23 protein-coding genes, 1 riboswitch and 1 other annotated feature are annotated in these 25,762 nt (G+C 41.5%); of the genes, 15 read left to right on the top strand and 8 right to left on the bottom strand.

The window, feature by feature from the left end; translation table 11 throughout:
* Nucleotides 1-8: 8 nt before the first annotated feature.
* Together AC3ISB_RS24835 and AC3ISB_RS24830 are read left to right on the top strand one after the other, a co-directional pair.
* Nucleotides 9-1,325: a glycosyltransferase gene (locus AC3ISB_RS24835; RefSeq protein ID WP_260399860.1), complete on the top strand. Its 1,317-nt coding sequence runs from the start codon at nt 9-11 to the stop codon at nt 1,323-1,325.
* A gap of 41 nt (nt 1,326-1,366) precedes the next feature.
* The gene (locus tag AC3ISB_RS24830) at nt 1,367-2,668 is read left to right on the top strand and encodes a nucleotide sugar dehydrogenase (RefSeq protein ID WP_098369251.1); all 1,302 of its coding nucleotides are present in this window, start codon (nt 1,367-1,369) and stop codon (nt 2,666-2,668) included.
* Between the two features lie 531 nt (nt 2,669-3,199).
* Here AC3ISB_RS24830 and pckA read toward each other — a convergent pair.
* On the bottom strand, nt 3,200-4,786 hold the full coding sequence (gene pckA, locus AC3ISB_RS24825) for a phosphoenolpyruvate carboxykinase (ATP) (protein ID WP_377421781.1): 1,587 nt from the start codon (nt 4,784-4,786) through the stop codon (nt 3,200-3,202).
* A 430-nt stretch (nt 4,787-5,216) separates the two neighbouring features.
* Nucleotides 5,217-5,378: riboswitch (SAM riboswitch) on the top strand.
* Nucleotides 5,379-5,542: 164 nt separating this feature from the next.
* Between pckA and metK the strand changes: the two genes are divergently transcribed.
* Together metK and AC3ISB_RS24815 are read left to right on the top strand one after the other, a co-directional pair.
* On the top strand, nt 5,543-6,736 hold the full coding sequence (gene metK, locus AC3ISB_RS24820) for a methionine adenosyltransferase (protein ID WP_096340908.1): 1,194 nt from the start codon (nt 5,543-5,545) through the stop codon (nt 6,734-6,736).
* Nucleotides 6,737-6,872: 136 nt separating this feature from the next.
* Entirely contained in the window at nt 6,873-7,148 is a 276-nt protein-coding gene (locus tag AC3ISB_RS24815; RefSeq protein ID WP_489274826.1) for a hypothetical protein, read from the top strand.
* 399 nt (nt 7,149-7,547) lie between these two features.
* Here AC3ISB_RS24815 and AC3ISB_RS24810 read toward each other — a convergent pair whose 3' ends face one another.
* Nucleotides 7,548-8,066, bottom strand: a complete 519-nt coding sequence (locus AC3ISB_RS24810) for a gamma carbonic anhydrase (protein ID WP_053537396.1) — start codon at nt 8,064-8,066, stop codon at nt 7,548-7,550.
* Between the two features lie 210 nt (nt 8,067-8,276).
* Between AC3ISB_RS24810 and AC3ISB_RS24805 the strand changes: the two genes are divergently transcribed.
* Complete coding sequence (locus AC3ISB_RS24805) at nt 8,277-9,080, top strand: alpha/beta hydrolase (protein ID WP_141994995.1); 804 nt, start codon at nt 8,277-8,279, stop codon at nt 9,078-9,080.
* Between the two features lie 70 nt (nt 9,081-9,150).
* Here the strand turns inward: AC3ISB_RS24805 and AC3ISB_RS24800 are convergent, their stop codons facing one another.
* The 3 genes from AC3ISB_RS24800 to mnmL all read right to left on the bottom strand — a co-directional run bounded on the left by AC3ISB_RS24800 (nt 9,151) and on the right by mnmL (nt 11,213).
* Nucleotides 9,151-9,546: a hypothetical protein gene (locus AC3ISB_RS24800; protein WP_098369254.1), complete on the bottom strand. Its 396-nt coding sequence runs from the start codon at nt 9,544-9,546 to the stop codon at nt 9,151-9,153.
* A gap of 138 nt (nt 9,547-9,684) precedes the next feature.
* Entirely contained in the window at nt 9,685-10,257 is a 573-nt protein-coding gene (gene mnmM / locus AC3ISB_RS24795) for a tRNA 5-(aminomethyl)-2-thiouridylate-methyltransferase MnmM (protein WP_489274824.1), read from the bottom strand.
* Nucleotides 10,254-11,213 carry a tRNA modification radical SAM protein MnmL/YtqA gene (gene mnmL / locus AC3ISB_RS24790; RefSeq protein ID WP_141994997.1) on the bottom strand — a complete coding sequence of 320 codons (960 nt, stop codon included), beginning with the start codon at nt 11,211-11,213 and terminating at the stop codon, nt 10,254-10,256. The genes mnmM and mnmL overlap by 4 nt, the downstream gene beginning before the upstream one ends.
* Before the next feature lie 168 nt (nt 11,214-11,381).
* Here mnmL and AC3ISB_RS24785 point away from each other — a divergent pair, with 168 nt between their 5' ends.
* From AC3ISB_RS24785 to AC3ISB_RS24740, 10 genes are all read left to right on the top strand, one after another.
* Entirely contained in the window at nt 11,382-11,888 is a 507-nt protein-coding gene (locus AC3ISB_RS24785; RefSeq protein ID WP_181762338.1) for an SMI1/KNR4 family protein, read from the top strand.
* A gap of 95 nt (nt 11,889-11,983) precedes the next feature.
* Nucleotides 11,984-12,247 carry a DUF2524 family protein gene (locus tag AC3ISB_RS24780; protein ID WP_098369258.1) on the top strand — a complete coding sequence of 88 codons (264 nt, stop codon included), beginning with the start codon at nt 11,984-11,986 and terminating at the stop codon, nt 12,245-12,247.
* Between the two features lie 155 nt (nt 12,248-12,402).
* Nucleotides 12,403-12,634 (top strand) — a binding site (T-box leader).
* 54 nt (nt 12,635-12,688) lie between these two features.
* Nucleotides 12,689-15,103, top strand: a complete 2,415-nt coding sequence (leuS, locus tag AC3ISB_RS24775) for a leucine--tRNA ligase (protein ID WP_098369259.1) — start codon at nt 12,689-12,691, stop codon at nt 15,101-15,103.
* 325 nt (nt 15,104-15,428) lie between these two features.
* Entirely contained in the window at nt 15,429-18,596 is a 3,168-nt protein-coding gene (locus AC3ISB_RS24770; RefSeq protein WP_489274821.1) for a S8 family peptidase, read from the top strand.
* A 208-nt stretch (nt 18,597-18,804) separates the two neighbouring features.
* The gene (locus AC3ISB_RS24765; protein ID WP_489274819.1) at nt 18,805-19,290 is read left to right on the top strand and encodes a DUF2712 domain-containing protein; all 486 of its coding nucleotides are present in this window, start codon (nt 18,805-18,807) and stop codon (nt 19,288-19,290) included.
* 70 nt (nt 19,291-19,360) lie between these two features.
* The gene (locus AC3ISB_RS24760) at nt 19,361-20,125 is read left to right on the top strand and encodes a DUF2705 family protein (protein ID WP_141995001.1); all 765 of its coding nucleotides are present in this window, start codon (nt 19,361-19,363) and stop codon (nt 20,123-20,125) included.
* Entirely contained in the window at nt 20,115-20,846 is a 732-nt protein-coding gene (locus tag AC3ISB_RS24755) for a WxPxxD family membrane protein (RefSeq protein WP_141995002.1), read from the top strand. Before AC3ISB_RS24760 ends, AC3ISB_RS24755 begins: the two co-directional genes overlap by 11 nt.
* Nucleotides 20,839-21,561 carry a DUF2705 family protein gene (locus tag AC3ISB_RS24750; protein WP_489274817.1) on the top strand — a complete coding sequence of 241 codons (723 nt, stop codon included), beginning with the start codon at nt 20,839-20,841 and terminating at the stop codon, nt 21,559-21,561. The genes AC3ISB_RS24755 and AC3ISB_RS24750 overlap by 8 nt, the downstream gene beginning before the upstream one ends.
* A gap of 11 nt (nt 21,562-21,572) precedes the next feature.
* Entirely contained in the window at nt 21,573-22,214 is a 642-nt protein-coding gene (locus tag AC3ISB_RS24745; RefSeq protein ID WP_489274816.1) for an ATP-binding cassette domain-containing protein, read from the top strand.
* Complete coding sequence (locus AC3ISB_RS24740; protein ID WP_489274814.1) at nt 22,201-22,848, top strand: hypothetical protein; 648 nt, start codon at nt 22,201-22,203, stop codon at nt 22,846-22,848. Before AC3ISB_RS24745 ends, AC3ISB_RS24740 begins: the two co-directional genes overlap by 14 nt.
* A 640-nt stretch (nt 22,849-23,488) precedes the next feature.
* Here AC3ISB_RS24740 and AC3ISB_RS24735 read toward each other — a convergent pair.
* The 3 genes from AC3ISB_RS24735 to gltC all read right to left on the bottom strand — a co-directional run bounded on the left by AC3ISB_RS24735 (nt 23,489) and on the right by gltC (nt 25,720).
* Nucleotides 23,489-24,088: a hypothetical protein gene (locus AC3ISB_RS24735; protein ID WP_489274812.1), complete on the bottom strand. Its 600-nt coding sequence runs from the start codon at nt 24,086-24,088 to the stop codon at nt 23,489-23,491.
* 129 nt (nt 24,089-24,217) lie between these two features.
* A complete protein-coding gene (locus AC3ISB_RS24730) occupies nt 24,218-24,712 on the bottom strand; it encodes a spore coat protein (protein ID WP_141995007.1) in 495 nt (164 codons plus the stop codon).
* A gap of 105 nt (nt 24,713-24,817) precedes the next feature.
* Nucleotides 24,818-25,720 carry a glutamate biosynthesis transcriptional regulator GltC gene (gene gltC / locus AC3ISB_RS24725; RefSeq protein WP_098369268.1) on the bottom strand — a complete coding sequence of 301 codons (903 nt, stop codon included), beginning with the start codon at nt 25,718-25,720 and terminating at the stop codon, nt 24,818-24,820.
* Nucleotides 25,721-25,762 lie beyond the last annotated feature (42 nt).

The raw sequence follows: 25,762 nt of genomic DNA, 5'->3' as shown, positions 1-25,762 counted from the left end.
AGGACAACATGGCGAAGAAAGTATGTATGTTTGTGTGGAATCACTTTACAAACGATGCAAGGGTCCTAAGAGAGTGCACAGCACTTACTGAAGCGGGGTATGAAGTCGATTTAATTGCCATTCATAACTGGAAGATCAAGGATTTGCCCAAAAAGGAGAAACACCAAAATGGTTTCTCCGTCACTAGGGTGAATAACCGCTGGGAGGCTCTTCATAGGATTCTCAGGATCGTAGGCAAATTGAAGAAAAAGAAATTTGAAATCGTTCTATTGGCCTTATTGGTCTGGAATACGTTGTGGAACTTGAACTTGATCAACGGCTGGCTGGGATCGGGAATACTGTTCGGTTCCCTTGCACTCCTTGCGATGGGCACCATGATCATCACTAAAACGAAGCTGCCGACCCTATTAACAAGGAGCTATATTTTTGGTCAAATGATCTATCATGGCCGGAAAAGGAAATATGATTTTTATCATTCGAATGACTTGAATACGCTCATGCAGGGAGCGATCAGCAGTAAATGGTTGAGAAGAAAAAAGCTGATTTATGACTCGCATGAGGTACAAACGAGCAGAACGGGATATAATAGCCGAATTTACGGGATGATGGAGAAATTCCTATTAATGTTCGTCGATGAAATGATTGCCGAAAACCATACGAGAGCTAAGTATAACGAAGACTTATATGGTCTGTATCCCAAGGTGGTCCATAACTACCCGATTCCAACCAATCCTGAGGAAAGTACGGCAGTGAATTTGCATGAGCTGCTCGATTTGCCAGAGAATGAACCGATATTGTTATACCAAGGCGGCGTGCAAATGGGAAGAGGGCTAGAGCAATTGGTTGATGCTGTACCGATGATCGAAGGCGGGACGGTAGTTTTTATCGGGGATGGAAGGATCAAGGACGAATTAATGAAAAAAGTAAGCGACATGAATCTGGAGCATCGTGTGAAGTTTCTGCCGAAGGTTCCGGTCGACGAGCTGCTCCATTATACAAAAAATGCGTATTTAGGTTTTCAGATATTGAATAATGTCTGCTTTAATCACTACTCCGCATCTTCAAATAAATTGTTTGAATACATGATGAGCGGTGTGCCTGTGGTTGCCTGCAGCTTTCCTGAAATTCAAAAGGTTGTCGATACGGAAAAAATCGGTGTGTGTGTCGATTCACATGATCCAAAATCAATTGCCGAAGGCGTCAATTACTTATTGAAACATCCAGAAAAAAGGGCGGAAATGAGCAATAACTGCCTGAAGGCACGACAAAAATACAATTGGAAACAAGAGAAGGAAATCTTTATCGAAATCTATCAAACAGCCTAACAAATGTGAGTGTAGCAGAAAAATAGATAGGAGTGGTTTATATGAAACTTTGTACAATCGGACTTGGTTATATAGGACTTCCGACTTCTTTAATGTTTGCGAAACACGGTGTCGATGTTGTCGGCGTGGATATCCATCCTGAGATTATTTCCAATTTGAATAGCGGCAGGCTCCATATTGAAGAACCAGGTTTGGAAGAGGTATTGCAAGAAGTGCTTATTTCCAATAAGTTCCGAGCTGCGTTAAGTCCGGAACATGCGGATGTTTTCATTATCGCGGTGCCTACACCAAATAAAAAGGACATACACCAATCTTGTGATTTAACTCATGTCATGGATGCAACCTCCAACATTCTTCCTTTTATCAAAAAAGGGAATGTCATCATTATCGAATCGACGATTGCGCCAAGAAGCATGGATGATCATATTAAACCGATGATCGAGAGGACGGGCCTTACCATCGGAAAAGACATTTTCCTCGTTCATTGCCCGGAACGTGTTTTACCTGGAAGGATTCTTGAAGAGTTGGTTCATAATAACCGTATCGTCGGGGGCATCACGGAAACATGCTCATATAAAGGAAGTCTTGTTTATAAAACCTTCGTTCAAGGGGAGATCATTCAGACGGATGCGAAAACGGCTGAAATGTCCAAACTGATGGAAAACACCTTTAGGGATGTCAATATCGCCCTTGCGAATGAGCTGACGAAAATCTGTTTCGAGCTGGACATCAATGTTTTGGATGTCATATCGATGGCAAACAAACACCCTCGTGTCAATATACACCAACCAGGACCTGGAGTTGGCGGCCATTGTTTAGCGGTCGATCCGTATTTCGTCGTTGCAAAGGCACCAGAGTATGCGAGAATCATTAAATTGGCCCGTGATACGAACGTATCGATGCCTTATTACATCGTTAATTCCGTAAGGATGATGCTAGAGGGGATCCGGAAGCCAAAAGTAGCTGTTTTCGGTCTTGCGTACAAGGGAAATGTAGATGATATTCGTGAAAGTCCCGCCATTGATGTCGTCAATATCTTGATGGGGATGGACAACATGGATGTAGCCTTGCATGACCCTCATGTCCAATCCGGAAAGATGCCAGTCGTATCTGTGGAAGACGCTGTAAATGATGCCGACTTGATACTTGTCCTGACTGACCATGATGAATTTAAACAGATGGATTATGATAAGCTATCGAATCTCATGAGCAATAAATTGATATTGGATACACGCAATTGCATTGATGCAACTAAAACAGATGTCCCGGTGGCCAACCTGGGCAATATATATCAATACAAAACGATGTCCATGAAAAAAGCCAGGAATAAAGCGATCATCTAAAAACTTGGACAAACATCGTTAATGGAATAAGGATAAAGGGGGCGCTGACTATGACAGTGCCCTTTTTCCAATGAAGAAAAGGACCATGCAAGAGCTTGGTCCTTTCAGACTGTAGAAACGTGCCAGTTGGTTTCAGAATTCAGCTTCCTTTCCGCCGAGACTGTCCGTCTGCCAAGCCTTTCGCCGCGGGCATCTGGCGGGGTCTCGGCAAGCCCGTTATTCGACCGCAGACGCCGTCTTTCGCCATATACGGCATTAATCGACCGCAGACGCCGTGTCTTTCGCCATATACGGCATTAATCGACCGCAGACGCCGCCTTTTAGCCATATACGGCATTAATCGACCGCGGATGCCATTTTACGCCCTGCCCAGCACTATATTCGACCGTAGACGCCATTTTTCGCCCTATTTGGCTTAAAACCATGAAGAAAAACATACTCTTGTTTTAAAATCAATGTTCGGGAAGAGACATTTCTTGTCGACAAACAGAAAGGACCAAGCAAGAGCTTGGTCCTTTTGTGTAAAATTTATTAAGCTGTCGGTCCGCCAAGTTCCTCGATTTCACTTGGAACGCTTTTGAATTTCTTGAAGTTTGCACGGAATTGAGCGGCAAGGTCTGTTGCTGCTTCTTTATAAGCGGCAGGATCTGCCCAAGTCTTGATTGGTTGAAGCACTTCATCAGGAACACCAGGAACATGAAGCGGGATATCCAAACCGAAGATATCATCTTTGATCGTTTCGATGTTCGCTAATTCACCTTCAAGTGCAGCTTGTACCATTGCACGAGTGTAAGCAAGTTTCATACGGCTTCCAGTTCCGTATGCACCGCCAGTCCATCCAGTGTTGACAAGGTATACCTTTGCATTGTGCTCGTCAATTTTATCACCAAGCATCTCAGCATAGCGTGTAGCTGGAAGCGGTAAGAATGGTGAACCGAAGCAAGTGGAGAATGTAGCTTCCGGTGAAGTTACGCCTCTTTCAGTACCAGCCAATTTACTAGTGTATCCGCTTAGGAAGTGGAACATTGCCTGTTCTTTGGAAAGCTTGCTGATTGGAGGCAGAACGCCTGAAGCATCAGCTGTCAAGAAAATGATTGTATTTGGGTGTCCTGCAATACTTGGGTTCACGATGTTATCGATCGCTTGCATTTGGTAAGCAGCACGAGTGTTTTCAGTCAATGAACTGTCATCATAGTTCGCTTCACGTGTATCCGGATCAACAACAACATTTTCCAGTACGGCACCGAAACGGATCGCATCGAAAATTTGTGGTTCTTTTTCACGTGAAAGGTTGATCGTTTTAGCATAGCAGCCGCCTTCGATATTGAATACGCCGTTAGAAGACCAGCCGTGCTCGTCATCGCCAATCAGTTTACGGCTAGTGTCTGCAGACAAAGTCGTTTTGCCTGTACCGGACAGTCCGAAGAATAAAGCGACGTCCCCTTCACGTCCTACGTTAGCAGAGCAATGCATTGGAAGGATTCCAGCCTCTGGAAGTAAGTAGTTCATGATCGAGAAGATCGATTTTTTCATTTCTCCTGCATATTCCGTTCCGCCGATCAGGATGGTACGGCGTTCAAATGAAACGATGATGAAAGTTTCGGATGCAGTTCCATCAACTTCCGGGTCTGCTTTGAAGTTAGGTGCAGAAAGGATTGTGAATTCAGCTTCGTGACCTCTCAGTTCCTCTTCGTTTGGACGGATGAACAACGTATGGGCGAAAAGGTTATGCCAAGCATATTCATTAACAACACGGATAGGAAGACGTGATGATTCGTCTGCACCAGCGAAACCTTTAAAAACAAAAATCTCTTCTTTTGCTTTTAGGTAGTCAACTACTTTATTATATAGTTTATTGAACACATCTTCAGAAATAGGCTGGTTCACTGAACCCCAATCGACTTTATCTTTAACGGATGCTTCTTCAACGATATATTTATCTTTAGGTGAACGACCTGTATATTTGCCAGTTTCAGCTTTTACCGCACCGGTTGATGTTAGAACGCCTTCATTTCTGCTTAATACTTTTTCGACCAATTGAGGAACTGAAAGTTGAGTTTGCACATTGTTTCCTGTTAATAATTGGTGTAACTCATTAGAAACGTCTACAGAATTCATATATGAGATACCTTCCTTTGTTTAAGTTTTTAGATTACAATTAGTATAACACATTCATCTAATTAGTCTATACTATTTCTTTTAATTTGTGATTATTTTCAGTTGGTTGCGTTAATCATTTTAATCCGGCAGGAACCGATTCAGGATAATCGCATAAACTTTCATGAAGAAAATTTTATTTTAATAGGAAGTAAGTAAGCAATATATGTCTAAAGGGAAAGTCAGGATGTCGTTTCTTTTCGGATGCTCTTTACATTATTATTAATGGCAATTTACAACATTTCTATTCGTATTTTGCATTGTAAACCCTTCTAGGACGTTGTATCAACATGTTTTTTCAAATGAACGCCATTCTGGGTGGAAATGTTCTTTTTAGAAAAGCATTGACAAGTTCCAGCCAGATACGATAATATCTTAAATTGTACGGATTCTCTTATCCCGAGTTGGTGGAGGGACAGGCCCTTTGAAACCCAGCAACCTGCCATATTGAACTTGACTCCAAGATCGCTCGCCGAAAATAAAGCGAAGGTCTTCAAGGAATAGTGGTGATGGTGCTAACCTGAGCAAGGTAAAAACCCTTGAACGATAAGAGTGAAAGGATAGAAGACAGAATGTTAAACCTTTCCTCATTTGCCAGGGAAGGTTTTTGTGTTTTTTAGTAAGTAATTCTGTGTCTATAGTTGAAACTAATGAGGGAAACGAGTTCCGTAAAAATCAGGCTTTTGCCTGCAACATACTAACTTCCAAGGAGGAAATATGATGTCAAAGAAACGTCTATTTACTTCTGAATCTGTTACAGAGGGCCATCCGGACAAAATTTGTGACCAGATTTCAGATTCCATTTTAGATGCTATCCTAGCTAAGGATGCAAATGCACGTGTTGCGTGTGAAACTAGCGTAACTACAGGTCTTGTACTTGTTGCTGGTGAAATTACAACGTCCGCTTACGTGGATATTCCGCGTATCGTTCGTGATACGATTAAAGGAATTGGCTATACACGTGCGAAATACGGTTTCGATGCTGAAACTTGTGCCGTGTTAAGTTCCATTGATGAGCAGTCTGCCGATATCGCAGCTGGTGTCGATAAAGCATTGGAAGCTCGTGAAGGAAACATGTCAGAGGAAGAAATCGATGCAATCGGTGCAGGGGACCAAGGTCTTATGTTCGGATTTGCTTGTAATGAAACAGAAGAGCTTATGCCGCTTCCGATTTCATTGGCACATAAACTTTCATTCCGCTTAGCACAAGTTCGTAAAGATGAAACTCTTGCTTACTTACGCCCTGATGGTAAAACACAGGTAACTGTGGAATATGATGAAAATAACGTTCCTGTACGTGTTGATACGATCGTTATCTCTACACAACATGATGCAGAAATTACGCTTGAACAAATTCAAGCCGATCTAAAAGAACATGTAATCAAAGCAGTCGTTCCAGCTGAATTGATCGATGCCGATACTAAGTACTTCATCAACCCGACTGGCCGTTTCGTAATTGGCGGACCTCAAGGAGATGCTGGTCTTACTGGACGTAAAATCATCGTTGATACTTACGGCGGATATGCTCGTCACGGCGGCGGTGCATTCTCTGGTAAGGATGCTACTAAAGTTGACCGTTCTGCTGCATACGCTGCTCGTTACGTTGCGAAAAACATCGTGGCAGCCGGCCTTGCCGACAAAGCTGAAGTTCAATTGGCATACGCAATTGGTGTGGCAGAGCCAGTATCTATCTCAATTGATACGTTCGGAACTGGTACAGTTAGCGAAGAAGTCCTTGTTGACCTAGTTCGCGCTAACTTCGACCTTCGTCCAGCAGGTATCATCAAAATGCTTGACCTTCGTCGCCCGATCTACAAACAAACAGCTGCCTACGGACACTTTGGCCGTACAGATGTAGATCTTCCATGGGAACGCACGGACAAAGCAGAAACATTAAAAGCACAAGCGTAATCCATAAAAAAGGTGTCCCGCAATTAGCGGGGCACCTTTTTTATGGATTGATTTTGCCTTCTCGGGAATAATTCAAGAAATCCCAAAGAAATTCAACTTACGTGCAATACGCCGTGAGTAAGGGGCGTTTACAAGTTTGTTTGGGTCAACTACGAGTGAGTTAGAGCGGTTTACTCGTGAGTTTGTAACGTTTACTCGTGAATTAGAGCGTTTTACTGAGTTAGAGCGGTATACTCGTGAATTAGAGCCATTTACTCGTGAATTAGAGCGGTATACTCGTGATTTTGTAGCAATTACTCGTGAATTAGAGCGGTATACTCGTGAGTTAGAGCGGTTTACTCGTGAGTTTGTAGCAATTACTCGTGAATTAGAGCGGTTTACTCGTGAGTTTGAAGCTTTACTCGTGAATTAGAGCCATTTACTCGTGAGTTAGAGCGGTTTACTCGTGAGTTTGTAGCAATTACTCGTGAATTAGAGCGGTTTACTGAATTAGAGCGTTTTACTCGTGAATTAGAGCGGTTTACTCGTGAGTTAGAGCAGTTTACTCGTGAGTTTGTAGCAATTACTCGTGAGTTAGAGCGTTTTACTCGTGAAATTGAGCGGTATACTCGTGAGTTTGAAGCTTTACTCGTGAATTAGAGCCGTTTACTGAATTAGAGCGGTTTACTCGTGAATTAGAGCGGTTTACTCGTGAGTTTGTAGCAATTACTCGTGAATTAGAGCGGTTTACTCGTGAGTTAGAGCGGTTTACTCGTGAGTTAGAGTAGTTTACTCGTGAGTTTCAGTACAATACTCGTAACTTTCAGTCAATTCATTTTATTCGTTCGGCCGTTTTATAGTATTGGCCTTTTTCGGCGTATTCACGTACGATGCGTTCCATATCCTGGCGATCTTCTTCGTTGATTTCGCGAATGACTTTAGCTGGACGTCCGAATGCCAACATGTTCGGTGGTATGACTTTACCTTGGGGAACGAGACTGCCGGCACCGATGAAGGCCCCTTCGCCGATTTCGGCTTCATCTAGTACGATCGATCCCATGCCAATCAAAGCTCCTTTGCGGATTTTACAGCTATGTAAAATGACCTGATGGCCAATGGTTACTTCATCCTCGATGATCAATGGATTATTTGGGCTTTGGTGCAGGATGCTGTTATCCTGTATACTGACCTTTTTCCCAATGATGGTTGGGGATACATCACCGCGAATGACGGAATTGAACCAAATGGATGTTTCGTCGCCGATTTTGACGTCACCTGTCACGACAGCATTTTCAGCAATATAAGCGCTTTCAGCGATTTCAGGTTCTTTGCCTTTATACGGATAAATAATCATTTTCAATCATTTCCTTTCCGAAGTGAATGTTTTTATGTATTATTTTAATATACCGTATGCAAATACACTTGGCTATTTATAATAGCAATGTACAACTTGTTAGATTTCTTTTTTGTCGAAAATCACGAATATGGTTATAATTTATATATATTATTTTGACTATCATGGATCGTATACATCAAGTGAAAAGTGAAAGGGGGATTTCGTATGTGGAAATGGGAGACAGAAGGAGACGCAAAGGGCGTCATTGTCATCATTCATGGGGCAATGGAACATCACGGACGTTATAAGTGGGTAACACAAATGTGGCTTTCAGCTGGATACCATGTCGTCATGGGCGACCTTCCTGGGCAGGGTATGACAACTCGCGCCTATCGGGGACATATCGATTCCTTTGATGAGTATTTGGACGAAGTGAAAAGCTGGATAGAAGAGGCTTACGAATATTCGTTGCCGGTCTTTTTACTTGGACACAGCATGGGCGGTTTGATTTCGATACGCCTTCTTCAGGAAGAGGAATGGGACATTGCAGGGGTGATTCTTTCATCTCCATGCTTGGGCCTCGTGACGAAGCCGCGGAAGTTCCTTACAACCATCTCGCATGGTTTGAACATCGTGATGCCTATGTTCAGGGTAGATTCCGGATTGACACCTGAAATGGCGACGAGGAGTGCGGAAGTTCGTGAATCCGATAGAAACGATACATTATATATCACAAAGGTTTCGATTCGCTGGTATCGGGAGCTTGCACAGGCCATGAAGGATGCTTTTGAAGAGATTCCTGAATTTCAGGATGTGCCGCTTTTGGTCATGCAGGGCGGAGATGACCGAATCGTGAATAAGAAGGCGGTTCGTGAGTGGTTTAATTATAACTTGGCCAGTGAAAAGCAATATAAGGAATGGCCGAAGCTTTATCATGAAATCTTCAATGAACCAGAGCGTGATGATGTATTTCAATATGCGCTGAGTTTTGTTGAAAACCGTTTAAAGATATTAGGGTATGTCGTTTGATCAGTACATACTGTCACGATAAATGAAAAAGCTGCCGAAGTTAGATCTCGGCAGCTTGTTTTTATTTGGTTCAGCCTGCGTTTTTAAGCATTTCGTTCGATTTGATGACCGGTGCCCAGAAAGTAACCGGATACATAAATTGGTTTAAATGTGTAAGTTCTTTTTTATTGGATAATGCGGTCGATAGAAGATAAATGGATTTGAAGGTCAAGTCATTGGCGAATAGGTCCAAAAGCGTCGCTTTCATATTCATGATTGCTTCATGGTTTTGGGTGGAAATCATTAAATCGAGCTGTGGCAGGAACTTATCAAAATGATGATCGAATTGTTTGAGGTCCTCCATGGTTTTTTGTTTTTCTGTCAACGAGTTAAGCGAGCTGACAAAATTCCCGTATTGCTCACTTGAATCCCTTTTGATTTTTTCAGTCAGTATATCCGTCAGTATTGAAGTAGGCAAATGTTCCATCTTCTGCACCCTCTTATCTATTTTCTATCATTATAATCATTATAGACGAAAAATTCAAAAAGTTATGATTGGTAATTCTGCTGCCTGCGTGTTGGGGTTGAAAAAACACCGTTCGTATTGAACGGTGTCAAAAGTCTTTCATCTCTTTTCAATCGCGACAATGAATGGCGGATTGTTTGCTTGGTTGATGAACCCGTATTTCAGGATATGGGCTTTCTGTTGAGGGAAGTTCTCTACATAATCCATCAATGCATCCCGTTCTTCCGATCCCCCCGGATGACCATGGTAAATGACGAGGATGATGATGCCTTCAGGCGCCAGCAGTTCGAACAGCTGTTCAATGGCTGATATCGTCGTATCGGCTTGGGTGATGATTGATTTGTCTCCGCCAGGAAGGTAGCCTAGGTTGAAAATGGCACCTGTGATCTTTCCGGAATGTTCTTTCCTGATGTATTTGCTTATATGTTCATGCCCATCGTGAATGAGGGTGCAGCGCTCTTGTAAATTCTCCGCGTTCAGTTTCGCCGCTGTGGTTTGGATCGCTTCTTTCTGAATATCAAAACTATAGACATGTCCGTTTACACCTGTAAGCCCTGCAAGAAAGGCCGTATCAAAACCGTTGCCCATCGTGCCATCTATGGTTATATCCCCGGGGCGGACCGCTTTTTCCAGCAGAATCCTGGCGAATGGCAAAACTCGATCAAGCTTCATGATTGTACCTCCGTGTGATGATTTTTTCCCTGCCAGCTATTGCGGCGTTTCAATTCGGCGTCAATGGCATTCAAGACATCCCATTTATTAACGCTCCACATTGGACCGATCATCAAATCGATCGGACCGTCACCCGTAATGCGGTGAACGATCATTTCTGGAGGGATTATTTCGAGCTGGTCACATACCAGGCTGACATAATCGTCACGGTCAAGAAACTCGAGCAGGCCTTTTTCATATTGTTTGACCATCGGTGTTCCTTTTAATAGATGAAGTAAATGGATTTTTATCCCCTGCACATCGAGTTTGGCAACTTCACGGGCTGTTTCCATCATCATGCCGTAATCTTCCTGAGGAAGGCCATTGATGATATGGGAGCATATGCGGATGCCATGTTTGCGCAGTTTATCGACGCCTTCTTTGTAGCAATCGAAGTCATGGGCACGGTTGATCATCGTTGCGGTCTTTTCATGAACCGTCTGGAGACCAAGCTCCACCCAAAGGTAGGTGCGTTCGTTCAATTCCGCTAAATACTCGACTACATCATCTGGAAGGCAATCCGGGCGTGTTGCGATCGAGAGTCCGACGACACCTTCCTGGGTCAATACACTTTCATATTTCTCGCGAAGCTCTGCCACGGGTGCATGCGTATTCGTGAACGCTTGGAAATAGGCCATATATTTTCCATCTTTCCATTTATGATGCATCCGTTCGCTGATCTTCTTAAACTGGACGTCGAGGGGTTCAACCCTGTTGCCCGCAAAGTCACCAGAGCCTGAGGCACTGCAGAAGGTACAGCCGCCATGTGCGACGGTCCCATCACGGTTCGGACAGTCAAAACCGCCATCCAGGGCAACTTTAAAGACCTTATGTCCAAAATGTTCCCTCAGGTGGTAATTCCATGTATGATATCGTTTGTTATCCGTTGCATATATAAACGGGTTTGCTTGATTCAAATCAGCAACCTCCTAAATAAAATAAAGCGCAACATATATTATACAACATTCTCGCAGCTAGGTCTTTTTTTGAAAAATAAGCGTATACTGTATACTTGAAGGCTAAACATTTTGCTGCTATTTCCAGTATATCTTTGAATGACTATATCCAATCGGGAGCTGATGGACATGACCGGTCAAGTTGAAGAAGCAATTAATCAAATGAAAAAGAAATTAGCCGAAAATAATCAGGTGATCGAAGTAAATGAAGATGGGTTCATATACAAAGCCACTTGCACCTTCAATTCACCTGCTTCGGATGAACAAATTCATTCCTTTGAAAAGAAAACCGGACTGCTTCTGCCCGAGGATTATAAGGAGTTTTTAAAAATAACCAATGGATGCCGTCTGTTCGATAATGTGGAATCGGGTGGGGAAAATGATTTATACAGTCTGGATGATATTATTAATTACACATATGAAAATTCCTACGAGGGATGCTATAAAGTGGCCTGCATTTATCAAGATAATATCGTCATCGATGGGGAAGCCGTCGCTAAAGGCGATAAGGAGTATTTAATGGTAAAAGGCCATATCGATGATTTTGAAGAAGGCGAGAAACTCCATATGGGCTTTGCCGAATGGATCGAGCGGTTCATTTCACATCAAGGGGAAAAGTTTTGGGATAAAGGATGATTGCTCAAAAAAAATGATAATCCACTCGTTAATTGCTCAAACTAATGAAGATGATTCCGAATCATCCAAATGAGACGCGAAGGAGAGGGTTTGTAATGGCAACCAGACAATCCGTCGATCATTTTTTAGAGCAATGTGAAGGAGCTCTCCATTTTGCAGAGTATGAATTTAACGAAGCCTCACGGCAGGAGCATTATGATGATGAACAATTTCAAAATTCGCAGAGGTATATCGAAGAGGCATTGACGGATATGGAACGATTATACAACAGCGCTAATGCCCAACAACGGGATATGCTTACTCGGATGCAGCAGCAGTTGAATGAATTGAGGAATGAAATGATTTTACTGCGACATTAAAGGGAAGCAAGGGAGCTATGAATGAATAGCTCCCTTTTTTTGCACAATTTTTCTTGAATTCGCATATATAATGAAAAACCTGTCGATAATGTTTATGTACGGCTATTGCAATTATCGGTGAAATTGACTAGAATGAAATAAAATGCAATATTCTCATAAAGACTATGATGAGGAATAGTAGCGGTTTAAACCAGTAAAGAGAGTTGACGGGTGGTGCAAGTCAACCTGGGATGGTCGTGAACTCGCCTTGGAGTCCCGGGTGTGAAGGTGAAAAGTAATGCCTGGCGTTTCAATCCATGTTACGGATGTTTTAAGCTGGGCGGATTTTAGCTATCGCCAATGTGGGTGGTACCGCGGGAAGATATACATAATCCTCTCGTCCCTATTTTGGGATGAGGGGTTTTTTATTGTTTTTTTATACGGAAATTAGGAGGAAATCATATGAGTTTTGACCATAGAAGCATAGAAACGAAATGGCAAAAGTATTGGGAAGGCAATAAGACATTCAAAACGGGTGAAGAAAGCGGCAAACGCAAATTCTACGCCCTGGATATGTTCCCGTATCCTTCAGGGGCCGGTCTTCATGTAGGGCACCCGGAAGGTTATACGGCAAGCGATATCCTGGCACGGATGAAACGGGCGCAGGGGTATAATGTATTGCACCCGATCGGCTGGGACGCTTTTGGACTTCCTGCAGAGCAATATGCGATCGATACGGGAAATGATCCGGCTGAATTCACGGAGCACAACATCAACACGTTCCGTCGCCAAATCAAAGCCCTTGGTTTTTCTTATGACTGGGATCGCGAAATAAACACGACAGATCCCGACTATTACAAATGGACGCAATGGATCTTCTTGAAATTATATGAAAAGGGCCTTGCATATATTGATGAAGTGGCCGTTAACTGGTGTCCGGCACTTGGCACGGTATTGGCTAACGAAGAAGTCATCGATGGGAAAAGTGAGCGTGGGGGCCATCCGGTCGAGCGCCGTCCGATGAAACAGTGGATGCTTCGTATCACGGCGTATGCAGACCGCTTAATCGACGATCTGAATGATGTGGATTGGCCGGAAAACATCAAGGATATGCAGCGTAACTGGATTGGCCGTTCCGAGGGAGCAGAGGTTACATTCAATATCGATGGCTTCGATGAAACATTCACGGTGTTCACGACCCGTCCGGATACGTTATTCGGTGCAACATATGCCGTATTGGCACCTGAACATCAGTTTGTCGATAAAATTACGTCAGCTGATCAAAGGGCGGCAGTTGAGGCCTATTTAGATGAAGTGAAACATAAAAGCGACTTGGAAAGAACAGACTTGGCAAAGGATAAATCAGGCGTGTTCACGGGGGCTTATGCCATTAACCCGGTAAACGGCGAAAAAATGCCGATCTGGATTGCCGATTACGTGTTGATCAGCTACGGAACAGGAGCAATCATGGCCGTTCCTGCCCATGATGAGCGTGATTATGAATTTGCAGTCAAGTTCGACTTGCCAATCAAGGAAGTCGTAGCTGGCGGAGACGTGACAAGTGAAGCATATACAGGCGATGGACTTCATGTGAATTCGGAATTCCTTGATGGATTGAATAAAGAAGAAGCCATTACGACCATGATCAAATGGCTGGAAGAAAAAGAAATCGGAACGAAGAAAATAACATACCGCCTTCGCGATTGGTTATTCAGCCGTCAGCGTTACTGGGGTGAACCGATTCCAATCATCCATTGGGAAGACGGCACGATGTCTCCAGTGAAGGAAGAAGATCTTCCGCTGATTTTACCGAAAGCTACGGACATCAAGCCTTCAGGTACAGGCGAATCACCACTTGCGAACATATCGGAATGGGTGAATGTAACGGATGAAAACGGACGAAAAGGGCGCCGTGAGACAAACACGATGCCACAGTGGGCAGGCAGCAGCTGGTACTTCCTGCGTTATATCGATCCGGACAACAAGGAAGCACTTGCAGATCCTGAAAAATTAAAAGAATGGATGCCGGTCGACATTTATATCGGCGGCGCAGAGCATGCGGTGCTTCACTTGCTTTACGCTCGTTTCTGGCATAAATTCCTGTATGATATCGGTGTCGTGCCAACGAAGGAACCATTCCAAAACCTATTCAACCAAGGAATGATCCTTGGCGAGAATAATGAAAAAATGAGTAAATCCAAAGGGAATGTAGTGAACCCGGATGATATCGTTGAAAGCCATGGTGCCGATACACTTCGCATGTACGAAATGTTCATGGGGCCATTGGATGCTTCGATTGCCTGGTCCACAAACGGATTGGACGGTTCTCGCAGATTCCTTGACCGTATCTGGCGTTTATTGGTCAACGATGACGGTACGATCACAGATAAGATGACAGAAACGGATGACACGGGCAAGCTCGAAAAAGTCTATCATCAAACTGTTAAAAAAGTGACCGAGAACTATGAGGAATTGAAATTCAATACGGCGATTTCACAATTGATGGTATTCATTAATGATGCTTATAAAGCGGATTCGCTTCCTAAAGTATATGTCGAAGGCTTCGTAAAACTGCTTGCACCAGTTGCACCGCACATCGCCGAGGAAATTTGGTCTAAACTGGACCATTCCGAAAGCATCACATACGGAACATGGCCGGCTTTCGACGAAGCGAAGTTAGTGGATAACGAAGTCGAAATCGTCATCCAAATCAACGGAAAAGTCAAAGCGAAATTAATGGTTCCGACTGACACTACGAAAGAAAAACTGGAAGAAATCGCGATGGGTGATGATTCCATCAAAGAACAAATCGATGGGAAAACCATTCGTAAAGTGATTGCCGTACCAGGCAAATTAGTCAATATCGTCGCAAACTAAATAAAAATGATTGCAAGCTGTCCCGCATATTTTTACTGCTGGGGCAGCTTTTTTTCGCAGTCATTGGCCGGCCATAGGAAATAGGTCATGTTAGGATTTTCACCGATTTGAATCTATCGGATGTTGGCAACGACTATCGTCATGAGATGACCATCGGAACTCAAATATCTTGCTTAATTGGTACATGTGAATCATTTTTCGGCTTGATGGACAAATAAATCAAGCATTTGACATAAAAAAGGGAAAAAATTGGTTGATAAAATTTTACAGTGTGATAGTTTGGTATAGTACTGTTATTTTTTAACCAATTATTGGAGGGGAAACCGTGAAATTTAAGAATGTGAGTCGAATTACGGCGTATGTACTAATTTTTGCACTGATTTTCAGCTTGATGGTACCGCTAAATTCTCAAGCTGCACCTGCAACACCCATTGAAAATGTAAAAACGATCAAAAATGGGGACACTCTGGACGGAAAGTTTGAAAAACCGGATGTTCAATGGTATCAAATCAGTCCCACAACAGAAGAAATACAAAAGTTCTCCCATATTGAGTTCGAAGTCAATTCGGACAAAATCTTGAATATCTCCGTATATCAAGATAAAGAAAAAGCAGAAAAAGATGAGAGCAATTATATTGTCTCTTCTTATCCTGATGAAAAAGCTGTAATCGATTTCCCATATGCTTGGGAAGGCACATATTATGTTAAAGTTGAATATTTCGGCGATACGGATGATGAGGGAAATCCGATCCCGGATGCGGAAAATGTAGCTGAATACTCCATCAATGCGCATTCAGTAACATTGCCGCCATCTGCCGGGGACGAAGGGGAGGATCTCGAATCATGCCCGGTTGAAGTGAGTGTAAACGATAAGAAAACGGGAGAATCCATGTTGAAAACACTCCGCGTGTTTAGAGATGAGGTTCTCACGAAGTCGCCTGAGGGACGTACCCTTTCCTCTTTATACTATAAAGCTTCGCCATTCCTGGCTCTTCATCTTGCCGGGAATAAAACGGCAAGGGAAGCCGTTTATAATCACTTAGTCGAGGTTAAGCCCCTTATTGAGGATCTTAATGAAAATGGAGCAAGCAGTACGGCAGTCATTAGCAACAAGCAGCAAGAAGCGATTAAGGCCTTATTCAAAAAGTCGACAGACGTCGCTCCAGCCGGATTGAAAAAGGATATGGAAGCCATTGCAAAGAAAGTCAATCTTGATAAGCTTGCAGGTGAAAGAATCGTCGATATCGCAAGCAAAGCGGGAATCGAACTTCCGGCTTCGAAAAATGTAAAGAACAAATATATCGTCAAACTTAAACCAGGGAAGTCATTAAGCGCTGTCCAATCCAAGGTAAGTGGAAAAGGATATGGAACATTATCGGCACCTAAGCAACAAGAGGTTCTGTATGATGATATGTATGTAGTAGAGTTAAAGAACCAAGCTAAAATGAGCACAGCAGCACTATCCGGTATCGAAAAACTTCCAGAAGTGGAATATATCGAACCGGTAAAAACGTACAAAGCATTTTCTGCCGACATACAATCACCGTATCAATGGTCTTTAGATAATGCCGGTGGGGAGGAAGGCATAAAGGGAGCGGACATCGATAACGAAAAACTGCAGAACCTTATTAAGAAACGTAATTTAAAAGATACATTGGTAGCGGTCATCGACACAGGTGTCGATGATTCACTTGCAGATCTACAGGGTGTCGTTGAAATGGAGTCAGGTAAGAACTTCATCGATAAGAAAGAAAAAGCAATCGATGACAATGGCCATGGTACACATGTATCCGGAATCATCGCTGCCAAAGCGGATAATGGATATTCCATGCAAGGAATCAATCCAGTAGCTAAAATCATGCCTGTGAAGGTCTTGGACTCTTCAGGATTTGGAGACAATGAGAAAATTGCACTAGGCATTAAATATGCCGTGGATCATGGTGCAAAGGTCATAAACCTTAGCTTGGGCGGAGAATATAGCAGGACGATTGAATATGCCTTGAAACATGCCGCTGCCAAGAATGTAATGGTTGTCGTAGCAAGCGGTAATGATGGGATGGATGGTCTTTCTTATCCTGCATCATCTAAATACGCCATATCCGTCGGTGCAACCAATGCCCTTGATTTAGTATCCGATTATTCCAATTATGGATCGAAATTGGACATGGTCGCTCCAGGGACAGGCATCCCGAGCCTTGTGCCTAATGGGAATGTTACCTATATGGATGGAACATCAATGGCAACTCCCCATGTTGCGGCAGCTACAGCTCTGTTATTATCCGGAAACCCTGGGTTGAAAGTGAATGAAGTAAGGGAAATCCTTCATGAGACATCGGAATATGTCGCTTTTGAAGAAGAAGATAATGTAGACCCTTATGAGGACTATCAACCAGAAGATGGAGAAATCATAATCCCGGAAGAAGAACTGCCTGTCGGAAAAGATTTAGTATCTGGATATGGAAGGCTTAATGCGTACAGTGCTCTTAGTGCAGTGGATTTACAAGCTAAAGTCAACCTTGTGATGGATACGCAAACAAAGCTGACTGGTTCAGCTAAAAAAGGTTCAGTAATCGAAGTGAAAAGCGGAAACAAAACGCTTGGTAAAGGAACGGCGGCAGCTAACGGAACGTTCACCGTTACTATTCCGGTCCAAAAAGCTGCGCAGCAGCTTACTGTGAATATCTCTGATTCTTCTAAACTAGCAGTATCTTCAATCAAAGTATTCGTGAATAAGGGTGCAACCCCTAACAAACCAACTGTTAAAGCTTTGAGTGACAAAGATACGTATGTAACGGGTCAATCGCAAGCGGACATGAAAATCACGATCAAAAATAGCGCAAAAAAAGTGATTGGTTCAGGTAACACGGACAGCAAAGGGAATTTCAAAGTGAAAATCAGCAAGCAAAAGGCTGGCACAAAACTTTCAGTCACAGCTACAGACTTAGCAAAACGTGAAAGCAAGGCGGCAACCGTGACTGTTCTCGATAAAACAGCCCCAGATGCACCGAAAGTGAATGAAGTAAGCGATAAAGCTACTTCAGTAACTGGTAAAGCAGAAATCGGTTCAAGCGTAACCGTAAAGTACAGCAATAAAAACATCGGAACGGCAAAAGCTGATAGTAAGGGGAACTTCTCCATTAAAATCAGCAAGAAAAAAGCAGGGTCCGCATTATACGTCTCAGCAAAAGACAAAGCGGGCAATACAGGAAAAGCAGCAAAAGTAACGGTTAAAGATAAAACCGCTCCAGGTGCACCGAAAGTGAATGAAGTAAACGACAAAGCAACAAAAGTAACTGGTAAAGCGGAAATCGGTTCAAGCGTAACCGTGAAGTACAGCAATAAAAACATCGGAACGGCAAAAGCTGACAGTAAGGGGAACTTCTCCATCAAAATCAGCAAGAAAAAAGCAGGATCCGCATTATACGTCTCAGCAAAAGACAAAGCGGGCAATACAGGAAAAGCAACAAAAGTAACCGTTAAAAAATCTAAATAGCAGTGAAGGCCGTTTAACTTACATGTTAAACGGCTTTTTTTGTGAGAAAACGAATGAAAACACCGCTCGATGATGAGCGGTGTTTTTGCCTGTGCGTTGCCATTGCATGATTTCAGATCTGGTGTTTCGCGTTTTAATTCTGAAACTTCACATACTCGCCGTTCTTATATCATTAATCTGTTCAATAATAAATTTCAGGAGGAATTTTATGAAAAAAGGGAGAGTAATAGCAATAGGTACTATTTTAGCTTGCTCAATTGGGTTAGGAACGCTTTCGGTTGAAGCTGGGAATGAGAATTCGGGATATTCCTTTACGATTAAGAAAGAGCAAGCGAACACATCTACAGGTACAGAGTATCGCCAAACGACTACAGAACGGAATACATGGAAAGTGAGAATGTATAAATCAACAGAAGGAACTAATACGGTAACGACGTATTGGCTCGAAAAAAGCAACGGCACGAACGTATCTCCTTCAGTGAAAGCTACAGCTGGTAGCGGCGGTTTAAATAGTGGGCGCAATCATTATGTTAAAGGCAATGCAGGTGCGAATGCCGCTAATGTTAGGTTAACGGCTGAGAATAATAATGTAAGTTCTAACAGCTATTCCGTAAACGGATATTGGGATGAGGAGACAGGGAGAATATTACCTGGACAGTATAAAGAATCATACACCACGGAATATAATAAATAAAAAATGATGAGCATTGTGAAGCCACCTTGGAGGATTGTTGATTCATGGTGGCCTTATAAAGGGAGACAAAATGAATAGTTATTATTATCGATTAACAAATAATAAAAAAACAAAGTTCATCGTTTTATGTATTGTGGCGATTGTTATTATTGATATTTTTATTTTGATCGGCAATGTTTCAGAGTCATGGATCATGCCCCATCTAGCCACTTTTTTAGCGGCAAGTTCATTAGGTCATATGATGCAAATACTACTAATCTGGTTTTTGCCCATTTTTCTATTGATCATGTGCGCCGACAGCTATATTCAAGACTATAAAACAGGCTACCGTTATATCGTAGCGACCACAAAAGGGCGATATTCTTATTATAAAACGATGTTATTAGGAAATATGTCATTTTCCTTTTTAGTGATGGTTGGTTGCTTATTATTTAATATGCTCATTGCATATATGGTTTTCATGAATGGTGAATTTGACACTGGGTTGACCCCAGATTTATTTCCGGAAAATCCTTTATATACACTCGCCAACAAAATACCTTTTGTCACTAATGTGATTTATATCATCATTTTTGGATTTTTCACTAGTTTATGCGCAGGGATGGCTACCGTCCTTAGTTGGTGTTTCCCCGATATAAAGTATACGTATCCGTTAAGCTTTGTTATTTGGTTTTCACAAATTTTAGGACTGAATTATTCATTAGCAATGATCATCCAGCCTTTTAACGAAGTGACCTTGGAAGCTTTCATTTTGATTTTCTTTAAATCTACCGTTCTTTTTTTAGCGATCATCACGGTCGGGTTCATTTATAAGGTGAAACGTGATGAAGTCTAATCAAAAAAAAGTGTATGTATCACTGCTGCTTGTTCTTTTATTTGGATGTTTATGGATGACCTATAATATTCATTATTTAAAAATAAAACAGCTAGACCCAGCGTATCTATTGATCAGTGATGTAAGTGCGAGTGTAGAAGGCTATCTCTCGGTTAAAAATTTATTGATCACATATATTATTCCTTTGTTACTATTTTATCGTTTTTTTATTGAAGATGAGCATCCACACATTATCGTTCGCTTAAAATCAAGAATCGACATGTATCGGAGACGGAGCATCCAAGTTTTTATAAGTTCGTTTATCTTTGCGTTCATCATCTTAATGATTAATTTCGCAGCTGTTTTCTTATTTGATAGATTTCACTTTATATCATCAAAATATTGGAACTTATCTCTTCTTAATTTAGCCCTATTGACGTGTATATATTTCTCGATTGGCCTGCTTTATTATTTGATTTTTGATTATTCCAATTCAATCATTGCGATGGCAGCGACCTTTTGTATTTGTTTTTTCTTATATGTGATGAAGAGTCAGCTGAATATTGCTTGGGGCCCTGCCAGCTCCGCAAATGTTATCGATCCTTTATTAAGCAGCGGAATTACAGGATATTATTCGCTAATCATGATTGGAAAAGAGTTATTGCTATCAATTGTAATGATTTTACTTGGGCTATTTGCGATCGAGAAAAAAGATTTCATGTTTGGTGTTTCTGATGACTAAACGAATTTTCTTAACCATGTTGATCGTAATTTTGTTACAAATTTTATTATTTCATTATTTTGATGGCTCTAAAGCCGATCTTACGGGATATATGATCGTTAGCGGAGTTCCGATCAGTAATAAATTTGTTGTATTGGGAACATGGTATATGTTCTTTGCTGGATTGAGTTTTTTATCGTTAGGTTATTTGCGGCAGTATATTTCCGGTTATGGAATATACCTGATGATTAGGGAAAAAAGCAATGTGAAACTTGGGTTTAGAAGAATCGGGAACTTAATTAACCTTATATCTGAGTTATCTTTAATCCAACTTCTTTTCTCTATCGTATTCGCTTATATAAATAATGAGGATCAGGCCTTTTTTTATGAGGATATAAAATCATTCATCTTTATCGTAGGTCTTTATATTATGTCCAATTTTGTCCTTATTTTTATTCAAATGGCACTCGAGCTTTACTTAACGGAACAAGTATCTTTATTGTTGATAAATGTTTATGTGCTTTTTTCGGTCACTTTAGGCGGAGTTCTTTTATCAGTTCAAAAGCAGACATGGATTTTATATTTTTTGATTCCCAATTTCGGAATGTATGTAAGGGTGGATTTACCTGAATCAGCTGGATTATCGCCGGTACTTGCTTATATGGTTTTAACTGTAATAACAATCACTTTAAGTGTTTTATCATATATACGATTAAAGAAAATGGATTTAACTTAATGAGGTGCACAATGACAAAAATACAAATTAGCTCTTTAAATAAACAGATGAAGAAAAAGTCTCTCTTACATGATATTAATTATGAGTTTAGCGGCGGAAAAATATATGGTTTATATGGAAGAAATGGCTCTGGAAAAACGATGCTGCTAAGAGCTATTGCAGGGTTAATCATGCCGAGCTCAGGTGAAATTTCGATAGATGAAAAAATACTACATAAAGATATTTCATTTCCTTCTAATATCAGTGTCATTATTGAAAACACTTCCCTGTTGCACCAGTACGATGCCTATACAAATCTGAAAATATTATCAAAAATCAGGAACATCGCCACTGATGAGGATATTGAATTGGCAATAAAAAGAGTCGGTCTTGATCCTGATTCAAAAATGAAGGTAGGAAAGTTTTCGTTAGGAATGAAACAACGTTTAAGTGTCGCCCAAGCTATCTTTGAAAAACCGGATATTTTATTATTGGATGAACCAACAAATGCAATCGATGAAGAAGGCGTCACTCAAGTCTATCAAATCTTGAAAGAAGAAAAGGAGCGCGGCACACTCATCATTTTGACAAGTCATCATAAACAGGATTTAGAAATGTTAGCGGATGAATATATAAACATGGATAATGGAGGAATCGTTCTTGACACTAAATAAAAGAATGGCAGCATTAAGCTTACTCGTATTAGTAGGCGGATTCCTTATATATAAAGTGTACTTTGTTTCATCAGCAGTTAGTGCCGATAATAGAAATACGGAAAATAATGCAGCATCCTATAAGGTTTTGGAATCACAAAAAATCATTGTCGGTAAAGGTATCGATCCAGGCTATTATGATATCAAAGCCCTCGATAATGAAACGGGATTTTTTGGTGATAAAATGCACAAAAATGCCGTTTTACATGCAGTGCCCGTTCATATGAATGGGAATTTCTCGATTAAAGGAAAAATGGAATTCAGGCCTTCTGAATTTGAAAAACTAGAGAATAAGGATCAAAAAATCATCATTAAAAATCCTGGTCATTATGTGGTCGGTACAGAAATACAGGCGGGGAATTATGTACTATCAAGGACAAACGACAAAATCCGAGTGTTTGTCGATATAAAAGATGAAACGGAAACCGAAAGTTTGCAAACCATTCAATGGGAAATAGATGAAAAAGTAAAAAAGCCAATCGAAGTTGAACTGAAGAATGGGTATATCATATATATCGATAAAATGGGAAAAGATGGTTATATATCAAATGAGAGTGACCTGTTATTGGAGAGAAATAATGAGGATAGTGAGTAATTTAATGGGATTAAATACTTTAGAAAATATTAGGAATCCAGCTCAAAAATGGCGGATTCCTTTTTTGAAATGCATATACCTATGACGGGATTTTCGAGGGTCCATATATCCGCCGTTTATTTGATGTCCGAGAGAGCTTGCAATGACTACTGCTGCAAAGAGGAGGATGATTTTCTTCAATTAAATATCTTCTTTCCGGTTTTTTATTTTTAAAGATTACACCCAAATGCCTCTTCCTTCAACCCCCTTTTTATGGATGTCGAATTAATTGTGACAAACATTAAATGACCTTTTTTAACTAATGTATCAAAGATAAAGTAGCTGGTATTAATTTAGAAGTGAAAGACTTTATAGAGATGAGAATAATAAGAGGTTGTCAATTTATGGGAGTCAACCTCTTGGCGGACTCTCATTTGCTTTTGGATCGCCAAATCCACCACTTCGATCTTGAATAGCTCTTAAAGCATGAGTTTTTCTCTAGCTTGATACAGGATATATGTAATTCGTCGGGCGGCTAATTGGGATTACTGTAAGGCTAGGGAGATGACTGTAAGGGGAGGTCTTGATGCGGTAAATAGGGCGGAATGAAAAAAACAATTAAGGGGCAAGTTCGATTTAACTTGCCCCATAATTTTTCAGCTCATTTAGTGAATTCACTTCTCAGAAGATAGACGACATCGTATTTCTTCAACTCGTCCATATGGCCATCACTATCATCATAAAAATCAGTGGAAAGTGAATGTATGCCTTCATTTCCGCTTGAATAACAAATACTCGCCAATGCAAGCTTGTTGGTGCTGTTTATTTTGAGGTTCCCAGCACTGCCCCATACGCTGGACTCCATTTCACCAATGGTTTCAGGATAAGTAACTGTATCCGTACCATCGTCGTTTTGAATGCTGATGTTGAACATCGATTGATTTTGATCAGCAACCGTTTTGGAAGTCGTAAAGATGATTGTCCCATTATCTTTGATGGCAGTTGTCATGCGTCCCATTTGAGGTTCGACAAGTTTGCCAAATTCATATTTTTCGACCCAGACGGACATCTCCTCGTATGTATCATCAACATTGAAATCGATAAGAAAGGAATGTTCACTTGAATTCTCCAGGATGGCTTTTTCCCTTGCCGTCAACTCAGGAACTGAAAGGTTATTCCCGGATTTTGGCTCATTAGCCTTACAGGCGACTAACGAAAATGAGATCAGGGATAGGATGATGGATAAAAAGATCTTCTTCATGATTTTCACCTCTTGAATACTATTTGCCTAATTAAAACCAATTCTTATATATTATAACATTATAATAAAAAACGGAATCGGAACGCGGCAAAAAGGCAAGCAATCGATATGCTTGCCTTTTTGTTGCATTTAGAATGGTTGTGAAAGAGCTTTATTGGCATCATCGACGTCATTTTGAAGCAATTGGTTCAAGTCGTATGCAGGATAGAGGTTTCGTTCATAAAGGTAGTGGAATATCTTGGCATGGGTATCGATGGCTCCATATAAATGTTTCTTAAATACTTTTCGAAGGGAAGGGGTGGCTGTTTCAGTAATGGCACCTGCATAATTTTTGATGGATGATTTGGCAAAGCCAAGCAATTCCCCGGCAGCAACGGCCGATGCGTCATCCCTTGTTACATCGTCATCCCGGCCCGTCTTAGGCGTCAATGGGTAAAATTGCAGCAGCTCCATGATGTTTTGGGTAAGGGAATCGATCGTTTGCTTATATATCTTTTTTAAAATGGGGTCTTTTATTTTCGGATAAGCTTTTTTGAATTTCATAAGAGCATTGGACTGGGCGGCGACCAATTCATGAAGCTCGAGTGTTTCATGCCAAGCAAGATGTGAATGGGTGGGTTTCATGTATATTCCTCCTGAACGAATAATTGATACGTTATTCGAACAGTGGGCTATAGGTAAGTTGTCCCATCTACCTTCACATTCACAGTTTAGAAGGATCGTCATGTTTTATTGATATTGCTCGAGAACAGAGAAGAACTTCTTGGCAAATTGGTAAAAAAGTTTTTCTGATGGTGCCAAGTCCCTGTTTTTGGGAGTGATGATGCCGACAGTCCGTTTGACTTCGGGTGTATCGATCGGGATTTTGACAGTCAGTCTTGGAATGACTTCATAAAAGGTACTGTCAGGGAGCAGACTGACTCCGATTCCGGCAGATACGAGCCCTTTTATGGAATCCATGTCTTCACCTTCCGAGGCGATGTTCGGTGCGAAACCGGCCGCTTTGCACGCTTCGAGAGCGATAGTGTGAAAGATGTATCCTTTTGGAAACAAGACGAAGGGATCATTTCGCAAGTCACTTAGACGCAGACTTTTTCTTTCGGCCAATGGGTGCGTTATCGGCAGTAAAGCGGAAATGTTTTCCGTGAACAGGATATGACCTTCGATATCTGGATCGTTTGTCGGGATAGGTCCAAGGAAGGCTAATCCGATTTCGCGATTTTTGACAGCTTCCTTTAAAGAGGAATAGGATCCCTGTCTTAAGTGGAAGCCGATATTCGGCTGCTCATCTTTAAAAGCGGATATGACGGTAGGGAGTAAATGGGTGGAAAGGCTTGTCGGGAACCCGATTTTAATGCTTCCGTGTTCAGGGTCCAAAAACTCATCAATTTGATATTTGGCATATTCTATCGCCTGTATCGCCGTTTTTGCATGAATCAAGAAAATTTTACCAATTGGGGTTAGCTGGATATTACGGCCGATTTTCTCGAACAACAGAACGCCAAGCTCATCTTCCAGTCTGGAGATTTGCCGGCTGATTGCTGATTGTGCAATATGCAGGTGCTCTGCGGCCTCAGAGACGTGTTCCCTCTCGGCGACTTCAACAAAATAACGTAATTGTCGTAGTTCCATTTATTCATCCTCCTGGCATTCATCTCAAAGTGAGATAGATTC

This window comes from Peribacillus sp. GL_122, from assembly GCF_057835005.1.
Note: the sequence above shows the minus strand (reverse complement) of the source record. Positions and strands in the feature narration are given on the sequence as shown.

What these genes read in the sequence shown, in the direction of transcription:
- AC3ISB_RS24735 (WP_489274812.1), bottom strand. Translation starts at nt 24,088, where the DNA reads ATGAAGAAGATCTTTTTATCCATCATCCTATCCCTGATCTCATTTTCG.
- AC3ISB_RS24730 (WP_141995007.1), bottom strand. Translation starts at nt 24,712, where the DNA reads ATGAAACCCACCCATTCACATCTTGCTTGGCATGAAACACTCGAGCTT.
- pckA (WP_377421781.1), bottom strand. Translation starts at nt 4,786, where the DNA reads ATGAATTCTGTAGACGTTTCTAATGAGTTACACCAATTATTAACAGGA.
- leuS (WP_098369259.1), top strand. Translation starts at nt 12,689, where the DNA reads ATGAGTTTTGACCATAGAAGCATAGAAACGAAATGGCAAAAGTATTGG.
- AC3ISB_RS24800 (WP_098369254.1), bottom strand. Translation starts at nt 9,546, where the DNA reads ATGGAACATTTGCCTACTTCAATACTGACGGATATACTGACTGAAAAA.
- AC3ISB_RS24745 (WP_489274816.1), top strand. Translation starts at nt 21,573, where the DNA reads ATGACAAAAATACAAATTAGCTCTTTAAATAAACAGATGAAGAAAAAG.
- AC3ISB_RS24835 (WP_260399860.1), top strand. Translation starts at nt 9, where the DNA reads ATGGCGAAGAAAGTATGTATGTTTGTGTGGAATCACTTTACAAACGAT.
- AC3ISB_RS24765 (WP_489274819.1), top strand. Translation starts at nt 18,805, where the DNA reads ATGAAAAAAGGGAGAGTAATAGCAATAGGTACTATTTTAGCTTGCTCA.
- AC3ISB_RS24755 (WP_141995002.1), top strand. Translation starts at nt 20,115, where the DNA reads ATGAAGTCTAATCAAAAAAAAGTGTATGTATCACTGCTGCTTGTTCTT.
- AC3ISB_RS24750 (WP_489274817.1), top strand. Translation starts at nt 20,839, where the DNA reads ATGACTAAACGAATTTTCTTAACCATGTTGATCGTAATTTTGTTACAA.
- mnmM (WP_489274824.1), bottom strand. Translation starts at nt 10,257, where the DNA reads ATGAAGCTTGATCGAGTTTTGCCATTCGCCAGGATTCTGCTGGAAAAA.
- AC3ISB_RS24785 (WP_181762338.1), top strand. Translation starts at nt 11,382, where the DNA reads ATGACCGGTCAAGTTGAAGAAGCAATTAATCAAATGAAAAAGAAATTA.
- metK (WP_096340908.1), top strand. Translation starts at nt 5,543, where the DNA reads ATGATGTCAAAGAAACGTCTATTTACTTCTGAATCTGTTACAGAGGGC.
- AC3ISB_RS24830 (WP_098369251.1), top strand. Translation starts at nt 1,367, where the DNA reads ATGAAACTTTGTACAATCGGACTTGGTTATATAGGACTTCCGACTTCT.
- AC3ISB_RS24780 (WP_098369258.1), top strand. Translation starts at nt 11,984, where the DNA reads ATGGCAACCAGACAATCCGTCGATCATTTTTTAGAGCAATGTGAAGGA.
- AC3ISB_RS24805 (WP_141994995.1), top strand. Translation starts at nt 8,277, where the DNA reads ATGTGGAAATGGGAGACAGAAGGAGACGCAAAGGGCGTCATTGTCATC.
- gltC (WP_098369268.1), bottom strand. Translation starts at nt 25,720, where the DNA reads ATGGAACTACGACAATTACGTTATTTTGTTGAAGTCGCCGAGAGGGAA.
- AC3ISB_RS24760 (WP_141995001.1), top strand. Translation starts at nt 19,361, where the DNA reads ATGAATAGTTATTATTATCGATTAACAAATAATAAAAAAACAAAGTTC.